The following is a 17,079-nucleotide window of genomic DNA, read 5'->3' as shown; positions in this document are numbered from 1 at the left end:
TCATGTTATCTAGCTGGCACAAGATTAGGAGATAAATAACAGAATGGCCATAGAAGAATACGCATACACGGTCGAAAAATGTGACGTACCGCAAGTTCGGCATGCGATGCTGAACGAATATAGAATTTTTCGTCGTAAATGCCTCGATTACATGCGTGGCGATTCAGCGACCTCTGTGATGAACCAAGTGCATGATCTCGCTTGGCATACTGCAGTTTTCCGCACATTGAACGAAGCACGCAGATTGGAGCCGGCACGTTCAGTCAACGGTGCGATGTGGGAGCTCATTACGGCCGGCTATGCGAATCTCATGACTTTGGGCATTCGTTGTCTGGTCGATCACCACGCAGACACCGATTCTTTGTGGAATGTCATCGTACAGATAGAAAAGCGTCCGGAGCTCCTGACGCGTGAGTTTTACGTCTGCTATGACGGATTACCGTACGACATTGATGCGGCCCGCCAACGATATATTGCATCGTTGAACTTGAGTCAAGGGCCGCATGTCGGCTGGTTGCCAACAAGTGGGCCGGACGCCTGGGCCACGTCTGAGATCATGCATTCGGCTTTCGACAAGTTCTCGGCCGGATCCGCTAAACGTAAGCGAACCGACAAAATTCGACCGGATGTTATAGAGAAGCTCCAAACGCAACTTAACCATTCTGCAATTAAATCTGTTTGCACAATGGCGGATAAGCGAGTGGCGCACGCGGAGCGGATTGCGGAAGGAACAGATGCTATACCGGCGGTGACATATAACGATATAGATGAAGCACTTGCTCAGATCGTGCGTGTAACGAACTATTTATCATCTCATTTCTTTTACGATACCGTTTTTGGGTCGGTAGTCCCAACCCCGCAATTCAATGTGCTGGAAGCGCTTGACGAACCATGGGTTACAACCGCGAACATTCCGGCATTACATAATTATTGGGACGAAATCTGTGAGTCGATGGATAAGTGGGTCCGTGAATCGGATGAACTATAAATTTCCCAAGTATTGATAAAGAACTCGGCAAGTTCTGATGGTATTGATCTGAAAGGTGAGAAGTAACAGGAAGGGGGGAGTAGCCATTTTAAAAATGCTTACGAGATAAAAACAATATATGCGCAGTGAACGGTTCTCTGAAACACTTTACTACGAGGCGTACAAAACGATTCGCAATAAGCTGCGAACATACGACCCTATTGGGTTAATTCAAATGTGCTTGCAGTATCTGCATCAGCCAGCTGCAAAGCCTCTCGACTACCTCAAACGCTATCCATGGTGTGTGATGTTGTTGATCAAGTGGATTTTGGTGGATGAGAAATTCTCTGATCGCAATAGACCAACCCCAACGGCCGATCAAGCAACAAATTTGCTGCAACAGATAGTCAACCTTGCAAATAAAGTGAGAATGCCGTCGGAACATGACTCCGTCACGATATTTATTCGTGCGATGGTATTCCAGCAGGTTCTATATCAGCGGCGCTCTCCGATTACGCTGATGAGCCGGCAAATGCTTTACTTCGGGGGATTGGATGAGGCACATTATATTTCGCTTGCCTTTCGCACGGTAACGGGAATGTCCTTGAATCGATTTCTCTATTTAGCTCAGGCATTTCATACCGGTTTTTCGACCGATGACCAGGCCCGACATCGTATCGGAGCCAGATGGTTCTCCGAATTACAGGACGGTGGCGGAGCGGACATTAATCTATTCCTCGGCCTCCTGTCTGCTCCCATTTTGAGCATACGGAAAACGCTGCTCGCACGTGACGCGAAAATGATCGAGGACGGCCGTATGCCACGATCAGCATCCGAATATACCGAGCAGACCCCCCTGATTCAAACTCCGCTGATCCCTTCTGGAGACGGCGACTACATCGTTATCGACCCCTATCTGCTGGAAAATTGTCTCGGCAATTTTGTGTACAGCACGCTGCGTAATTATCATGTCCAGGATTTCATGGGGCACTTTGGAGCGATATTTGAGAACTATGTACACCTGGCGGTGAAATATAGTGGCCTCGAATTTCGTACTGAAAATGAACTTAAGCAGCTCCTTGGGGCAAAGCAAGGACGCAACCTTGTTGATTTTCTTATCGCAGACGGCGATGCTCATGTATTTGTAGATGCAAAGGCCGCTGAAATGAACTATCGCGGCACAGTAACCCACGACGCCGAAGAGCTCGCCAAGCTTCTTGATACGTCATTGCTGAAAGCCGTCAAACAAGCCAACAGCGTCTTCACAGACTTGGCGCTTCTGAATAGTACGGATGTAGTCTTTAAGCCCAGGGATCGTGTCTATCTGATCGCGGTGACCTATGCGCAAATGAACATAGGCAACGGCCGGGCGCTTGCAGACTCAGTTGGTAGAGCGGTAGTAGAGGCACAAGCTGATCCGTCTGGAGATAAACGAATTCCGATCGAAAATATGTACTTTTTGACTATCGATGAATTTGAGCAGTTGGTCGCGCAGGTGGCAATCGGTAGCATTGGTCTTGTCGAGGCATTAGAGCGGGCGAAGTTATTGGATGCCGACCCAGCGACAAGTTCATTCGCGTTCGAGCAACATCTTGCAAAGTGGGGCATGTCCGGCAAAGCGCCGGATTACTTGGTCAAGAAGACGACGGACGTTTTAGATCAGATTGCGGCAAGCCTCAAGTCTTGAGTATTTATAGGAAAATGGCTGATTGAGTGACACATTACGTCAGCGCCACTACCATTCTTCAAGTTTAAGAACGGGGTATTGGCGCCGGATGGAAGGGTCTCTAGCCGCTTCTTCCATCGCTTTTCGATCTGCTGGGGTCACGGCGGGAACACGCTTGGATATCATTTTGATTACCGTGCGCGGCTTACCATCAGCCCGCTCAGCCAGCAGAGTGTCTCGTAGTTTCATGAGATCGCGTTTAGTCATGGTATTCATTCCACCTCCCTAGATCTGATCGATGCTAGCAAAGCATCTAGATGAAGTAAATGGTGAGACGTTACGGGAATCTTGTTCCGATGCGGGATTTCGGGTATCTGTAGAGCATTAATCAGTCAGTGGAATATGCTCATGGCAAGCAAATTAAGTAAGATCGGGACAGCTTTCTCAAAACAGTCCCGGGGCACACAAAATGCACGCCAACGTTCTGCAGTAGATCGCTTGACCAAATTGGTCGAATTGATTGTCGCTGAATCAGGAAATCCTGAAAAGTTTGATGCCCGGATGTGGGTCAGAGAATGGATCGTTAATCCGAACCCAGCACTAGGGGGGCGGAAGCCGGCCTCGCTAATGAATAATAAGGAAGGCCAAGCAATTATCTTTTCCTTAATTTCGCAAATGCAAAGCGGCGCCTACGCATAATTATCTAAAGCTGAAATTTTAAATCACCATAACAAACCTAAAATTTAGGTTCTCAAATTTATATCGTCAGCCAGCCTATGACGCTTACTCCATGCATTAAAGCGTCATTAATTATAGATGGACATGACGTTAATTAACTGTCCACCATTTTTGAAATTCAATGGACAACTTCCAGACGTGTAAAGACCCTTGTTTGCGCAGGTAAAGGGAATGTCCATTAAATTCTAACTCGCACTTCTCATTGGTTTCGATTATGAGGTCTGGTTGCTGGAGCAGAATCTGCGGGCCACCGGCACGGTGCGTCCGGATCGGCAATCGGCTTATAAAAATCATCGCTTGCAGGCTTTCATCTGGACGCCGTCGAATGCAATCGAATACGGCCGCGGCTGGTTGCGCGACCGCATCCTTGCGGCACTGCCGAAGCAGAAGTATGCAGGCGTCATTGTCGCCCTGGTGATCGGCGACCAGCGCGCTATCGAGCAATCCGACTGGAGTATTTTCAACCGCACCGGCGTCGGCCATCTGGTGGCGATATCGGGATTGCACATCACCCTGATCGCCGGCTTGTTCGCGGCGCTCGCGGGATTCCTGTGGCGCCGCTCCTTCTTCACGCGGGCGCAATTGCCGCTCGTGTTGCCGGCACCCAAGGTCGCCGTCCTGGCCGGTCTGCTGGCGGCGCTGATGTATGTCTTGCTGGCCGGATTCGGCATTCCCGCGCAACGCACCTTGTACATGTTGTGCGTGGTCGGCCTGGCGTATTGGACGGGGCGGCTCACGCATATTTCCTATGTCATGTGCCTGGCGTTGGCGGTGGTGCTGCTGTTCGATCCATGGGCGCTGCTGTGGCCGGGCTTTTGGCTGTCGTTCGGCGCGGTGGCGATCATCTTGTACGCCTCGTCGGGACGCGTCGGTTCGGATGCCGTGACGGAACCGCAGATACTGACACCGGTCCAGCGCCGCCGCCAGCCTTCGCGCATGGCCAGGACCTGGCGCGCATTGCGCGCCGGCGCCTATACCCAATACGCAGTCACGCTGGGTTTGCTGCCGCTGACCTTGCTGCTGTTCGGGCAGTACTCGCTGGTCAGCCCGTTGGCCAACGCGGCGGCGATTCCGCTGATCACCATTCTGATTGCGCCGCTGTCGCTGCTGGGCAGCGTCCTGCCGTCGCCCTTGTCGGAATGGCTGCTGTTGGCCGCGCATGCGTTGCTGGAATTGCTGGTGCAATTCCTGGGCTGGCTCAGCAGCCAGCCGTTTGCGGTGTGGCAGGCGCCGATGCCGTCGCCGTGGATGTTTGCGCTGGCCTTGGGCGGCACGTTGCTGCTGCTGGCGCCGCGTGGCTGGCCGGCCCGCTGGCTGGGTTTGTTCGGCTGGCTGCCGCTGATCCTCAATACCTCGGGCTGGCCGGAGCAGGGCCAGGTTCGCGTGACGGCGTTCGACGTCGGCCAGGGCATGGCCTTGCTGGTGGAGACGCCGCAGCATCGGCTGCTGTACGACACCGGCCCGTACTATTCGCCGGAATCCGACGGCGGCAACCGCGTGATCCTGCCGTACCTGCGCGCACGCGGCATCGACCATCTGGATGCCGTGGTGATCTCGCACAACGATAACGACCATTCTGGCGGCGCCCTGTCGATTTTCAAGGAAATCGCCGTCGACCGCGTGTATTCGTCGCTGGCGCCGACTAGTCCCATCGTGCAGGCCGCGCCCGACCACAAGCGTTGCCAGGCCGGGCAGCAATGGCGTTGGGAGGGGGTCGCATTCGACATGCTGTATCCGGCGCCGGTCAGCTACGACAGCGACAAATGGAAGCCCAATGCGCGCAGTTGCGTGCTCAAGGTGAGTCTGGGCAAGCATGCGATCCTGCTGCCCGGCGACATCGAAGCGGTGCAGGAAGACGAACTCGTCAATGGCGGCAATGCAGCGCTGTTGCGCGCAGATGTGTTGCTGGCGCCGCATCACGGCAGCGGCACTTCGTCGACCGAGGCTTTCCTGCAGGCAGTGCAGCCCGGTTTGGCGATATTTCAAGTCGGCTACCGCAATCGTTTCAATCATCCCAAACCGGAAGTCCTCGCGCGCTATGGCCGCTTGGGCATACGCGGCCTGCGCAATGACGAATCGGGCGCGATCCTGCTGCAGTTCGACGACAAGCTGACCGTGCAGGAATATCGCCGCGAGCATGCGCGTTACTGGTACGGGAAATAATAGAGCGCATCTCACGCCTGGATGAAATGAGTTCCAGAAAAGCACGTCGGGCCAGAAAAAAGCACGCACGAAAAGGCTGACGCGGCGTGCCAATTGCCAGATAATCCGGCAATCAGAACGTTTATCCAGTCATATGAACAACAAGCCGATTTTGCATTTTGCCCACGCCAACAGTTATCCGGCGGGCACGTATGGGATGTTTTTCGATCGATTGCGCGCGCACTACGACGTGCACGCCTTGCCCATGCATGCTCATAATCCGAGATATCCGGTCGATGACGGCTGGCGCAAGCTGGGCAAGGAGCTCGGCGAAGAGCTGGCGCAGCGCTACAGCGAACCGGTGATTCTGGTCGGCCATTCCATGGGCGGCATCCTGAGCCTGCTGGCAGCGCGCAAGCGTCCCGATCTGGTGCGCTGCGTGGTCATGCTGGATTCCCCGATCGTGGCCGGCTGGCGGGCCTCGGCGCTGTACCTGACCAAACTCCTGCGTTTCGAAAGCAAGCGCTCGCCGGCGCAAGCTTCGGTCAAGCGCCGCAATGCCTGGCCTGACATGGAAGCGGCCTACCAGCACTATGCCGCCAAAGCCATGTTCGCCTCCTGGCCCGAGCGCGTGCTGCGCGACTATGTCACGCACGGCGTCGTGCCTGAGCCGTCCGGCGGCGTCAGGCTGCGTTTTACGCGTGAGGCCGAGACCGCTGTCTATCGGACCATTCCGCACCACCTCGGCGCGTTGACGCGGCGTCAATATCCGGTGCCGATCGGTTTCGTCGGCGGCGTCGATTCGGTCGAATGCCGCATGGCCGGACTGGCGGCCACCAAAAAACTGGTGGGGCCGTATTTCAGGCAAATTCCCGGCGGCCACCTGTTCCCCATGGAAGCGCCGGAAGCTGCCGCCGACGCCACCCACGAAATGATTCAGGCCTTGCTTTCAGGGAAATAAAATCCGCCGGCTTCCTGCGGGAAATCTCGCGCATCCTCAAAACAGGAAGATGAAAAGCGGGCGGATTGGGGTATAATTTGAATTTCCCGCACGTGCCGTTCGGCACTTCTTTGTAATGACCAAGTTTGTATTTGTCACTGGCGGCGTCGTGTCTTCCCTCGGTAAAGGGATTGCCGCCGCGTCTCTCGCTGCGATTCTCGAATCGCGCGGCCTTAAAGTCACCCTTCTGAAGCTCGATCCCTACATCAATGTCGATCCGGGAACGATGAGTCCATTCCAGCACGGCGAAGTGTTCGTCACCGACGACGGCGCTGAAACCGACCTGGACCTCGGCCACTACGAGCGTTTCATCACCGCCAAGATGAAGAAGGTGAACAATTTCACCACCGGCCAGATTTATGAATCCGTGATCCGCAAGGAACGCCGCGGCGAATATCTGGGCAAGACCGTGCAGGTCATTCCGCACATCACCAACGAAATCCAGGATTTCATCCATCGCGGCGCCCAGGGCTTTGATGTGGCGCTGGTCGAAATCGGCGGCACCGTCGGCGATATCGAATCGCTGCCGTTCCTCGAAGCAGCGCGCCAGTTGAGTCTGCGCGCCGGCCGCAATGCGGCCGCTTTCGTCCATCTGACGCTGGTGCCGTACCTGGCCTCGGCCGGCGAACTGAAGACCAAGCCGACCCAGCACAGCGTGCAAAAGCTGCGCGAAATCGGGATTTCCCCGGACGCCTTGCTGTGCCGCGCCGACCGCCGCATTCCCGATGACGAGCGCGACAAGATTTCGCTGTTCTCCAACGTCGCCGCGGAGGCCGTGATTTCGGTGTGGGACGCAGATAGCATTTATAAGATTCCGCAGATGTTGCACGACCAGGGACTGGACAACATCATCTGCGAAAAACTCGGCCTGTCGGCAAAGCCCGCCGATCTGTCGGTGTGGGACAAGCTGATCCACGCGCAAGAGAACCCGTCGCACGAAGTCACCATCGGCATGGTCGGCAAATACGTCGACCTGACCGAATCGTACAAGTCGCTGACCGAAGCGCTGCGCCATGCCGGCATCCATACCGGCAGCCGCGTCAATATCGAATATCTGGACTCGGAAGAAATCGAGACCACCGGCACCGCCGGCCTTGCCAAGTACGATGCGATCCTGGTGCCGGGCGGCTTTGGCAAGCGCGGCGTGGAAGGCAAGATCGCAGCCGCGAAATTCGCCCGCGAGAACAAAGTGCCTTACCTCGGCATCTGCCTGGGCATGCAAGTGGCGCTGCTGGAATATGCGCGCAACAAGGCCGGCCTGACCAAGGCCAACTCGACCGAGTTCGACCCGGAAACGGAACAACCGGTGGTGGCATTGATCGACGAATGGCAAAACCACGACGGTAAGGTCGAGAAGCGCGACGCCAACTCGGACCTGGGCGGCACCATGCGCCTGGGCGCACAGACCTGCGACGTCAAACCGGGTACGCTGGCTGCCGAGATATACGGCGACAAGGTGACCGAGCGTCATCGCCATCGCTACGAAGCAAACAATTTTTACCTGCCCCGCGTCGAAGATGCGGGCATGGTGGTATCGGCGCGTACGCCGACTGAAGACCTGTGCGAGATCATGGAACTGCCGCGCAGCGGCGGCGACAATGCGCATCCGTGGTACCTGGGCGTGCAATATCACCCCGAGTTCAAATCCACGCCGCGCGACGGCCATCCGCTGTTCATCTCGTACATCAAGGCTGCGCTCGCGCATCACGATGCGACCGCGGCGGCGAAAGGAAAAGCATGAAACTGTGCGGTTTTGACATCGGCCTCGATCAGCCATTTTTCCTGATCGCGGGGACGTGCGTGATCGAATCGGAACAGATGGCGCTGGACACCGCCGGCACCTTGAAAGAGATCACCACCGAACTGGGCATCCCGTTCATCTACAAGTCTTCCTTCGACAAGGCCAACCGTTCGTCCGGCACATCGTTCCGCGGCCTCGGCATGGAAAAGGGGCTGGAGATACTGGCCAAGGTGAAGAAGCAGATCGGCGTGCCGGTGCTGACCGATATCCACGAGATCGACGAGATCAAGCCGGTGGCGGAAGTGGTCGACGTCCTGCAGACGCCGGCTTTCCTGTGCCGCCAGACCGACTTCATCCGCGCTTGCGCGCAGTCGGGCAAGCCGGTCAACATCAAGAAGGGCCAGTTCCTGGCGCCGCACGACATGGTCAACGTGATCGCCAAGGCGCGCGCGGCGGCCAAGGAAGTCGGCCTGCCGGAAGACAATTTCATGGCCTGCGAACGCGGCGTGTCCTTCGGCTACAACAATCTGGTGTCCGACATGCGCAGCCTGGCGATCATGCGCGAGACCGGCGCGCCGGTGGTGTTCGACGCCACCCACTCGGTGCAGTTGCCGGGCGGGCAGGGCACGTCCTCCGGCGGCCAGCGCGAATTCGTCCCCGTACTCGCCCGCGCGGCGATTGCGGCAGGCGTTGCCGGCGTGTTCATGGAAACGCACCCGAATCCGGCGGAGGCCAAATCCGATGGTCCCAATGCTGTTCCGCTGGCGCGTATCAAGGAACTGCTGAGCACGATGGTCGAACTGGATCGCATTGTGAAAAAATCGGTTTTCCTGGAAAACGATTTTTCCTGATGCCGGAAGGCTTTGCGTTATGCCGGCAACCGCCGGCGCTGTACAGGGTCGGATCTTTTCATTATAAAAAATTTGCTTGAAACCTTGCTTGATGGAGATGTTTGAATGAGTGCAATCGTTGATATTATCGGCCGCGAAATAATCGATTCGCGCGGCAATCCGACCGTCGAATGCGACGTCCTGCTGGAATCCGGCGTCCTCGGCCGCGCCGCCGTGCCATCGGGCGCGTCGACCGGTTCGCGCGAAGCGATCGAACTGCGCGACGGCGACAAAAGCCGTTACTTCGGCAAGGGCGTGCTGCAAGCCTGCGAAAATATCAACACCGAGATATCCGAAGCGATCATGGGCCTGGATGCCAACGAACAGGCTTTCCTGGACCGCACCCTGATCGACCTCGACGGTACCGAGAACAAGGGCCGCCTGGGCGCCAACGCCACGCTGGCGGTCTCGATGGCCGTCGCCAAGGCTGCTGCCGAAGAAGCCGGCCTGCCGCTGTATCGTTATTTCGGCGGCAGCGGTTCGATGCAGATGCCGGTGCCGATGATGAACGTCATCAACGGCGGCGCGCATGCGGACAATAATCTCGACCTGCAGGAATTCATGATCATCCCGGTCGGCGCACCGAGCTTCCGCGAAGCGATTCGCTATGGCGCCGAAGTGTTCCATACCCTGAAGAAGATTCTGCACGCCAAGGGCCTGACCACGTCGGTCGGCGATGAGGGCGGTTTCGCGCCCAACGTGGCCAGCCATGAAGCAGCGATCCAACTGATCCTGCAAGCGATCGAAGAAGCCGGCTACGAGCCGGGCACGCAAATCGCCCTGGGCCTGGACTGCGCCGCCAGCGAATACTACAAGGACGGCAACTACCATCTGGCCGGCGAGAACATGGTGCTGACGCCTGCGCAAAAGACCGGCTTGCTGGCGTCGTGGTGCGACAAGTACCCGATCATCAGCATCGAAGACGGCATGGCCGAGAACGACTGGGCCGGCTGGAAGCTGCTGACCGAAACCCTGGGCAAGAAGGTGCAACTGGTCGGCGACGACCTGTTCGTCACCAACACCAAGATACTGAAAGAAGGTATCGACAAGAACATCGCCAACTCGATCCTGATCAAGATCAACCAGATCGGCACGCTGACCGAGACCTTCGCCGCCATCGAAATGGCCAAGCGCGCCGGCTATACCGCGGTGATCTCGCACCGTTCGGGCGAAACCGAAGACTCGACCATCGCCGATATCGCGGTCGGCACCAACGCCCTGCAAATCAAGACCGGTTCGATGTCGCGTTCGGACCGCATGGCCAAGTACAACCAGTTGCTGCGCATCGAGGAAGACCTCGGCGACATCGCCAGCTATCCAGGTCGTTCGGCTTTCTACAATCTGAAGTAGGCAAGATGTCCGGCAGCATTCGCCTGCCGGACAGTCAACCGGCATTCTTCCGATGCGCCTGATCATCCTCTGCCTCACAGCGCTCCTGGTGCTGATCCAATATCCGCTCTGGCTGGGCAAAGGGGGATGGTTGCGGGTATGGGACCTGGACAAGCAGGTGCAGCAGGCGCAAAAGAAGAATGACGAACTCAAGGCACGCAACGCCAAGCTCGAATCCGAAGTCGAAGACCTGAAGCAGGGTACCGGTTCGGTGGAAGAGCGGGCGCGTTACGAGCTCGGCATGATCAAGCAGAACGAAGTCTTTATCCAGATTCTCGACGGCAATGCCGCCGGCGCATCGAGAACGCCGACGCAATCGGTTCCGTCCGCTTCGAGCCCCATCCACACGTCGCCATCGGCAGCGGCTTCTCCGTCATCTTCATCCCCGTCCGCGCATTAGCGCGGATTGTCCATGTCTCTCAACGACAGCCTGCCGTTGTTTGGCTTCTCCGGCCTTGTCACCACGCCGCTGGAATTGATTTCCTTCCTGCTGGCGCTCATGACCGTTGTGCTCAATATCCGCCAAAACCATTGGGCCTGGCTATTTTCCATCGCATCCTCCGGCTTGTACGGCGTGGTGTTCGCCAACGCGCGCTTGTATGGCGACGCCGGCCTGCAATGCGTCTTTGTCGCGGTGTCGGTCTGGGGCTGGTATCAATGGCTGCGCGGCGGCGAGCAACAGCGGCCGCTTGAGGCGTCGATGCTGTCTCGCATCGGCATAGTGTGGTCGGGTCTGGCGTGGCTGGCGGGTTTTGGGGTGCTGTCGGTATTCCTGCGCCATTTCACCGATACCGACGTGCCGCATATGGATGGCTTTTTGACGGCGGGCAGCCTGGTCGGGCAGTTTTTGCTGTCGAGGAAGAAGATCGAAAACTGGCTGGTCTGGATCGCCGTCGATATCCTGTACGTCGGTTTGTATCTCTACAAACACCTGAGCCTGACCGCCGTCCTGTACGGTCTGTTCGTGTTGCTGGCCGTCGCCGGCTGGCGCGCCTGGAAGCGGCAGGAACGCCGGTCAGTCAGCGTTGCGCCTTATCCCTAGTCGGCCATGATCACGCGGTTCTTGCCCGCGTTTTTCGCCTTGTAGAGCGCCACGTCGGCGCGCTTGATCAGGTCGGCCTGGCTTTCGCCGGACACACGGTAGGCCACGCCGGCGCTGAAAGTGATCAGCAGACGCTGGCTGTTATGCATGAAGATGCGTTTGGTCAGTTCGCGCTGCACGCGCGTGATGATCTGCATCGCTTCGGCCGGTTCGGTTTCCGGCAGCAGCACCAGGAATTCCTCGCCGCCGAAACGCGCGATCACGTCCAGCTTGCGCAGCGTTTCCTTGACCACATTCACCAGATGCACCAGCACTTCGTCGCCGGTGGCATGGCCATGCGTATCGTTGATGCGCTTGAAATCGTCGAGGTCGAGCAGGGCGATGCACAGCGGCGCGCCGAGCCGATCGGCGTTGATGATCTCGCGCTCCAGCGATTCGTCCATGCCGCGGCGGTTGAGGCTGCCGGTCAACTGGTCTTCGCGCACCAGTTCGCCCATGTGGACGAGCTGCGATTCCAGCGCGGCGATGCGCGCTTCGGCCTTCTGCATTTCCTGGCGCGCGTTGATCATTTCGTCGCGCGATTGCAGCGCTTCGTCCTGGGCCTCCTTGGTCGCGTTCATGATGCCGGTCAGCACCGAGTTCAGGTCGCTGATGTCGGATGCCTGGCTGATCTGCTGCGAAAAACCGGCGATGGTCTTGTGGTAATTGTCGGTCGTCGACACCATGGCACTCAGGCGGTCGACGAAGGTCAGCATCATGTTCTTGGCGGTGACTTTTTCTTCGCTCAGCGTATTCTTGAGCAGGCCTTGCTTGAAGATCACTTCCTTGAGCGTCTTGGTGGCGTCGGCCAGCGAGGTCTTGCTGATCGGTCCGTCGATGAGCTGCTGCACGGCAGTGATCTGGCTGCTCAGCCATGAACCTTTTTCCAGCAGGCCGTGGATGTTTTCGAGCAGCAGTTGGAACAAGCGCATCAGCAATTCCTGTTGCAGGGCGATGTCTTCCGTCTTGAGCTCGATCTGGAAGCTCATTTGCTTGAGACGGCCGATGACTTCGTTCATGGCCTGTTCAGAGAAAGCCGTCTTCAGGTCGGTGCCGATGGTTTTTGATTCGGCGGCCAGCTCGGGCGCTTCGATCAGCAGCGAAGCCATATTGAAGATCAACACGCGCGCCAGCACTTCGCGCAGCATTTTTTCCTTCTTGCTGTCGCGGATGAATTCGCGTTCGAGATCGACCGGCACCAGCTCGCCGTGGGGAACCAGATTGCGCGAAGGAAAATACTGTTCGACGAAATTGTCGAGCTCTTCGTTGTAATCTTTCCAGTCGCTGGTTTCGATGGCCTTGGACAGGCGCTGTCCCAGCTTGCCGATATCGCCCGGTTGCAAGGTCAGATGCACGGCGAATGCGGCGAGTACGCCTTCGGGTTTTAATTCGCTCTTGGTGCCGACGATTTCCTCATAGGCTTCGCGATAGGCTTCGGGAGTAGGGGCAACGCGTCGTGCGGCTAGTTGTTGGAAGGCTTCGCGCGCGATGTCGACGGGACTTTGTGCTGGCTTTTTGGACATGCCTGATGGATGGCTTCTTATTCAAACAAACGGATCGTGGACGGTGTTGAAACGTCCCGTATCGCCGCGCCTGATAATGCAAAAACAGCATCCTGAAGCGATTGTTTTCTTTGCACTTGTATGGCATTCGCATGCCGCTTCGGCATGACATTGCAACGAGTAGGACGAAACTTCCCTCTAACGCATTCTACCGTCTGGCGGTTTACTCAGGCTGGCTTTGGCGGGATTTTATTCGACCAAGTTGTTTTTTAGCGCATAGTGAGTCAGCTCCGCGTTATGGCGTAATTTCATCTTCGCCAGTACGCGCGAACGATACATGCTGATGGTCTTGACGGACAGCAATAGCTCCGCGGCGATATCGCTCACCGTCTTGCCGGATGCGATCATCACCATGGTCTGGTATTCGCGGTCGGAAAGGGTTTCGTGCAACGGCGTTTCGTGGTCGAAGCCAATCTGGTTCGCCAGTTCCTGCGCCAGGGAAGGGCTGATGTATTTTCGTCCGGCGGCCGCCTGGCGAATGGCGTTGATCAATTCGGCGGGCGCGGCCTGCTTGTTGAGGAAGCCCGCCGCGCCGGCCTTGAGCGCACGGATTGCGTACTGGTCTTCGCGATGGATGGACAGCATCAGCACCGGCAGCTTGGGCATTTCCTTCTTGATTTGCTTGAGCACCTCGATGCCGGTGCGGTCGGGCAGGACGATATCGAGCAACAGCACATCGCAGTTGCCGAGACGGCACAGCTTGATGGTTTCCAATCCATTCTCGGCGTTGCCGACGACGACGACGTCTTTGGTGCCGGTGCAAATCTGTTTGAGACCTTCGCGTACGATCGCATGGTCATCGGCGATCGCAACTTTAATGGCTGCACTGTTCTTTTTCGTCATAGGCTTGGATGAAACGTTTGTCTCCGGGCTGAAGGTGGTGGTTATTCTATCGGGTTCGCTCCGGAACGGACAGGGAGCCGGACTTGCAGTCTGGTGCCGCCGCCGTCGGCAGGCAACAGCGCCAGCGTCGCGCCGATCGTGGCGGCGCGCCGATGCATGCCGCGTAGGCCGGACGACTCAGGTTGCGTGGCGGCGGCATCCGGCAGGCCGCCGCCGTTGTCGCTGATTTCAAGCGTCAATAACTGCCGGTCCCGATGCAGGCGGATGTCGACGTTCGTGGCGGCTGCATGCCGGGCGGCATTGTGCAGTGCTTCGCGGGCGATGCGATACAGGCTGACGGTCTGGAAATCATCGAGCAGCGGGGCAGGCAAGTCATCGTCGGCGAGCATGCGGTGAGGAATGCCGGTTTGCTTTGAAAATGTTTTCGCCAGCCATTCCAGTCCCGCTTGCAGGCCGAGGTCGAGCACGGCGGGATGCAGGTCGTCGATGATGCCGTGCATGGCGTCGATGGCTTCATCGATCAGGCGATCGGCGTAGCGGGCCTGTTCGTGCAGGGCGCCGTTTCCTTCGCGCTCGGGCAGTTGCAGGCTTAGCTGCGCGAGCGCCATTTTGATCGCAGTCAGATGGCTGCCCAGATCGTCGTGCAGATCTTTTGCAATGCGCTGGCGTTCGGCTTCTTTGATACGTTCCCCGGCAGGATCCGGTTGCGCTTCGGTGACGACGTGGTCGTTCATGGTTGTGGTTTGGCATGGCGATGAATCAAGAGGCAATCATAAGGTAGATGCAGCGGAAAGCAGGGCAAGATGAGCGATACAAAGCGATAAAAATGCCGGAAAGACTGGGTGGACGGCGGTTTGAGAAGTTTTTGGCCGCCTCTCTTCCATTTTTTGTAATACTGGTGCTATAATTTCGTTTTTCGCGGCTGTAGCTCAGCTGGATAGAGTACTTGGCTACGAACCAAGGGGTCGTGGGTTCGATTCCTGCCAGCCGCACCAGATATAAAGGGTCCATCGTGAGATGGGCCCTTTTTTCTTTGTCGTGTCGATAATATAAAAAATAGAAAAATTGGCGACTTAGTGTCAATAAAGCAACCATTGTCATGTCACCTTGTTGATTGCGTTTGTCGATCGGATTACGCGCGCCGATTTCAGATATTTTTCCACTCTGATCCAAATGAGTTTTCATTCAAGCTTAGATACTTCATGGTAGGTTTTTAATCATGGAAATATTCTCAGGAATTGATTAAAAGTGGATGGCGGTACGTAACCAAGTTGGCTAAGATAACGTGCCGCTGGCAGCAAAAGACTTAAGCGATCGCCAAAAACAAACAAAGGCAATTGCAGCAGCGTCGTAAAAAATAATTCGGGGGAATTCCTTGCGTAATCCATTTCGCCATGGTGCATGGCTATCTGTTGCCGGCTTTTTGCCGGTCCTGCTGGCTTCATCTTTCGTCCAAGCCCAAATGGTCACACCAGGCCAGTTCCAGGTCAGTGAGAGCGGTGCGGCGACCTATACGATTCCGATTCAGGTGTCTCCCGGTGTTGGGGGGATGGAGCCCAAGCTGTCGCTGAACTACAGCAGTCAATCGGGTAATGGCTTGCTGGGAATGGGTTGGAGCCTGGGAGGTCTGGGCGGAGTGGGTCGATGTCCGAGGACGATGGCGCAGGATGGCGTCAGAGGCGGAGTGAACTACGACAGCAACGATCGGTACTGCCTGGACGGTCAACGGCTGATCGCGATCAATGGCAGTGAAGGCGGAGACGGAACGGAGTATAGGACGGAGCGGGAGAGTTTCGCCAGGGTCGTCTCGTATGGCAGTGCGGGTAATGGACCTGCATGGTTCAAGGTGTGGACCAAAGCTGGTCAGGTGATGGAATACGGCAAAACCACCGATGCGCGGATCGAGGCGCAAGGGAAGACGACGATCCGCGTGTGGGCGTTGAACAGGATAGAAGATACGAAGGGAAATTACCTGACGGCGAGTTATACGAAGGACGCCGCCAACGGGGATTACTACCCGAACCGGATTGACTATACGGGCAACAGCAAGACCAATACGGCGCCGACAAACTCCGTGCAGTTCCAGTACGAGGCCCGGCCGGATATTGTGCCGATGTATCAGGCTGGATCAGTAGTAAAAAGCACTTTAAGAATGTCCAAAGTATTGGCGTTCAATGCTCAAGAAATTGAGACTACATACAATCTTAGTTATTCCATTCCATCCATTAACAATGCTTCTCAATTGGTAGCCATTAAATTATGTCCTACCAATAATGCATGCCTATTTCCATTGGCTCTGACATATGAAAATGGCGATGCTACATATGGTTTGCCGATCAGTAATACTCCAGCCACATCACAATTTTTGTCTCCTTATTGGAAGCTAACGACAGGTGACGTGAATGGTGATGGAAAAACAGATGTAATTGCACTTTATAACAATAGCAACGGCAGCGGAGATGGCATCCGTATCGTTGTCATGTTGTCCAATGGCGATGGTACGTATGGAATGCCGATCAGCTCAGTCACCCCAACGACGGGATACCTTGCACCTTATTGGCAATTAACGACGGGCGATGTGAACGGCGACGGCAAGACGGACGTGCTTGCACTTTATAACAACAGTAACGGCAGCGGAGATGGTGCGCGTATCGTTGCAATGCTATCCAATGGCGATGGAACATTTGGCGCACCGATCACCACAATTTCTGCCCTGACGGGATACCTTGCACCCTATTGGCAATTAACGACGGGCGATGTGAACGGCGACGGCAAGACGGACGTGCTTGCGCTTTATAACAACAGTAACGGCAGCGGAGATGGTGCGCGTATCGTTGCAATGCTATCCAATGGCGATGGAACATTTGGCGCACCGATCACCACGATTTCTGCCCTGACAGGATATCTCGCACCATATTGGAAGCTAACGACGGGCGATGTGAACGGCGACGGCAAGACGGACGTGCTTGCGCTTTATAACAACAGTAACGGCAGCGGAGATGGTGCGCGTATCGTTGCAATGCTATCCAATGGCGATGGAACATTTGGCGCACCGATCAC

Annotated in this window: 14 protein-coding genes, 1 tRNA gene and 1 pseudogene; 12 read left to right on the top strand and 4 right to left on the bottom strand. The window is 56.4% G+C overall.

Annotated features, from left to right (window positions below):
• The first annotated feature begins 43 nt into the window (after positions 1-43).
• Entirely contained in the window at positions 44-988 is a 945-nt protein-coding gene (locus RV1423_RS26370) for a hypothetical protein (RefSeq protein WP_034303514.1), read from the top strand.
• A 118-nt stretch (positions 989-1,106) separates the two neighbouring features.
• A complete protein-coding gene (locus RV1423_RS26365; protein ID WP_034303511.1) occupies positions 1,107-2,654 on the top strand; it encodes a hypothetical protein in 1,548 nt (515 codons plus the stop codon).
• Positions 2,655-2,702: 48 nt separating this feature from the next.
• On the opposite strand, the gene RV1423_RS26360 is transcribed toward RV1423_RS26365, so the two are convergent.
• Positions 2,703-2,909 carry a hypothetical protein gene (locus RV1423_RS26360; protein WP_155835312.1) on the bottom strand — a complete coding sequence of 69 codons (207 nt, stop codon included), beginning with the start codon at positions 2,907-2,909 and terminating at the stop codon, positions 2,703-2,705.
• A gap of 132 nt (positions 2,910-3,041) precedes the next feature.
• Here RV1423_RS26360 and RV1423_RS26355 point away from each other — a divergent pair, with 132 nt between their 5' ends.
• The 8 genes and pseudogenes from RV1423_RS26355 to pnuC all read left to right on the top strand — a co-directional run bounded on the left by RV1423_RS26355 (position 3,042) and on the right by pnuC (position 11,575).
• The gene (locus RV1423_RS26355; RefSeq protein ID WP_051516977.1) at positions 3,042-3,332 is read left to right on the top strand and encodes an MbcA/ParS/Xre antitoxin family protein; all 291 of its coding nucleotides are present in this window, start codon (positions 3,042-3,044) and stop codon (positions 3,330-3,332) included.
• A gap of 243 nt (positions 3,333-3,575) precedes the next feature.
• Positions 3,576-5,534 (top strand): annotated as a pseudogene (locus tag RV1423_RS26350) (DNA internalization-related competence protein ComEC/Rec2); the annotation flags it as partial.
• 133 nt (positions 5,535-5,667) lie between these two features.
• A complete protein-coding gene (locus tag RV1423_RS26345; RefSeq protein WP_155835311.1) occupies positions 5,668-6,474 on the top strand; it encodes an alpha/beta fold hydrolase in 807 nt (268 codons plus the stop codon).
• Between the two features lie 115 nt (positions 6,475-6,589).
• Positions 6,590-8,254 (top strand): CTP synthase, encoded by a 1,665-nt coding sequence (locus RV1423_RS26340; protein ID WP_034303505.1) that lies wholly within the window; start codon positions 6,590-6,592, stop codon positions 8,252-8,254.
• Positions 8,251-9,105 carry a 3-deoxy-8-phosphooctulonate synthase gene (kdsA, locus tag RV1423_RS26335; RefSeq protein ID WP_034303503.1) on the top strand — a complete coding sequence of 285 codons (855 nt, stop codon included), beginning with the start codon at positions 8,251-8,253 and terminating at the stop codon, positions 9,103-9,105. The genes RV1423_RS26340 and kdsA overlap by 4 nt, the downstream gene beginning before the upstream one ends.
• Before the next feature lie 105 nt (positions 9,106-9,210).
• Complete coding sequence (gene eno, locus RV1423_RS26330) at positions 9,211-10,494, top strand: phosphopyruvate hydratase (RefSeq protein ID WP_034303501.1); 1,284 nt, start codon at positions 9,211-9,213, stop codon at positions 10,492-10,494.
• A 52-nt stretch (positions 10,495-10,546) separates the two neighbouring features.
• The gene (gene ftsB / locus RV1423_RS26325) at positions 10,547-10,933 is read left to right on the top strand and encodes a cell division protein FtsB (protein WP_034303499.1); all 387 of its coding nucleotides are present in this window, start codon (positions 10,547-10,549) and stop codon (positions 10,931-10,933) included.
• 12 nt (positions 10,934-10,945) lie between these two features.
• Positions 10,946-11,575 (top strand): nicotinamide riboside transporter PnuC, encoded by a 630-nt coding sequence (pnuC, locus tag RV1423_RS26320; protein WP_034303497.1) that lies wholly within the window; start codon positions 10,946-10,948, stop codon positions 11,573-11,575.
• Here pnuC and RV1423_RS26315 read toward each other — a convergent pair.
• The 3 genes from RV1423_RS26315 to RV1423_RS26305 form a co-directional block, all read right to left on the bottom strand.
• On the bottom strand, positions 11,572-13,137 hold the full coding sequence (locus RV1423_RS26315; protein WP_034303495.1) for a GGDEF domain-containing protein: 1,566 nt from the start codon (positions 13,135-13,137) through the stop codon (positions 11,572-11,574). The two genes, pnuC and RV1423_RS26315, sit on opposite strands and share 4 nt — an antisense overlap.
• A gap of 228 nt (positions 13,138-13,365) precedes the next feature.
• Positions 13,366-14,019, bottom strand: a complete 654-nt coding sequence (locus RV1423_RS26310) for a response regulator transcription factor (RefSeq protein ID WP_034303492.1) — start codon at positions 14,017-14,019, stop codon at positions 13,366-13,368.
• Between the two features lie 41 nt (positions 14,020-14,060).
• Positions 14,061-14,753 carry a sensor histidine kinase gene (locus tag RV1423_RS26305; RefSeq protein ID WP_034303490.1) on the bottom strand — a complete coding sequence of 231 codons (693 nt, stop codon included), beginning with the start codon at positions 14,751-14,753 and terminating at the stop codon, positions 14,061-14,063.
• 184 nt (positions 14,754-14,937) lie between these two features.
• Here RV1423_RS26305 and RV1423_RS26300 point away from each other — a divergent pair.
• Positions 14,938-15,014 (top strand) — tRNA-Arg (locus tag RV1423_RS26300).
• A gap of 380 nt (positions 15,015-15,394) precedes the next feature.
• Positions 15,395-17,079: FG-GAP-like repeat-containing protein (locus tag RV1423_RS30200; protein ID WP_197035012.1), on the top strand; the 1,685-nt coding region annotated here is incomplete at its 3' end.

The organism is Herbaspirillum sp. RV1423 (assembly GCF_000577615.1).
Lineage (GTDB): Bacteria > Pseudomonadota > Gammaproteobacteria > Burkholderiales > Burkholderiaceae_D > Herbaspirillum.
The sequence above is the reverse complement of the archived record's forward strand: the minus strand, read 5'-3'. Positions and strand labels throughout refer to the sequence as shown.

What these genes read in the sequence shown, in the direction of transcription:
- RV1423_RS26340 (WP_034303505.1), top strand. Translation starts at nt 6,590, where the DNA reads ATGACCAAGTTTGTATTTGTCACTGGCGGCGTCGTGTCTTCCCTCGGT.
- RV1423_RS26315 (WP_034303495.1), bottom strand. Translation starts at nt 13,137, where the DNA reads ATGTCCAAAAAGCCAGCACAAAGTCCCGTCGACATCGCGCGCGAAGCC.
- ftsB (WP_034303499.1), top strand. Translation starts at nt 10,547, where the DNA reads ATGCGCCTGATCATCCTCTGCCTCACAGCGCTCCTGGTGCTGATCCAA.
- RV1423_RS26365 (WP_034303511.1), top strand. Translation starts at nt 1,107, where the DNA reads ATGCGCAGTGAACGGTTCTCTGAAACACTTTACTACGAGGCGTACAAA.
- eno (WP_034303501.1), top strand. Translation starts at nt 9,211, where the DNA reads ATGAGTGCAATCGTTGATATTATCGGCCGCGAAATAATCGATTCGCGC.
- RV1423_RS26355 (WP_051516977.1), top strand. Translation starts at nt 3,042, where the DNA reads ATGGCAAGCAAATTAAGTAAGATCGGGACAGCTTTCTCAAAACAGTCC.
- RV1423_RS26370 (WP_034303514.1), top strand. Translation starts at nt 44, where the DNA reads ATGGCCATAGAAGAATACGCATACACGGTCGAAAAATGTGACGTACCG.
- RV1423_RS26345 (WP_155835311.1), top strand. Translation starts at nt 5,668, where the DNA reads ATGAACAACAAGCCGATTTTGCATTTTGCCCACGCCAACAGTTATCCG.
- RV1423_RS26305 (WP_034303490.1), bottom strand. Translation starts at nt 14,753, where the DNA reads ATGAACGACCACGTCGTCACCGAAGCGCAACCGGATCCTGCCGGGGAA.
- RV1423_RS26310 (WP_034303492.1), bottom strand. Translation starts at nt 14,019, where the DNA reads ATGACGAAAAAGAACAGTGCAGCCATTAAAGTTGCGATCGCCGATGAC.
- RV1423_RS26360 (WP_155835312.1), bottom strand. Translation starts at nt 2,909, where the DNA reads ATGAATACCATGACTAAACGCGATCTCATGAAACTACGAGACACTCTG.
- pnuC (WP_034303497.1), top strand. Translation starts at nt 10,946, where the DNA reads ATGTCTCTCAACGACAGCCTGCCGTTGTTTGGCTTCTCCGGCCTTGTC.
- kdsA (WP_034303503.1), top strand. Translation starts at nt 8,251, where the DNA reads ATGAAACTGTGCGGTTTTGACATCGGCCTCGATCAGCCATTTTTCCTG.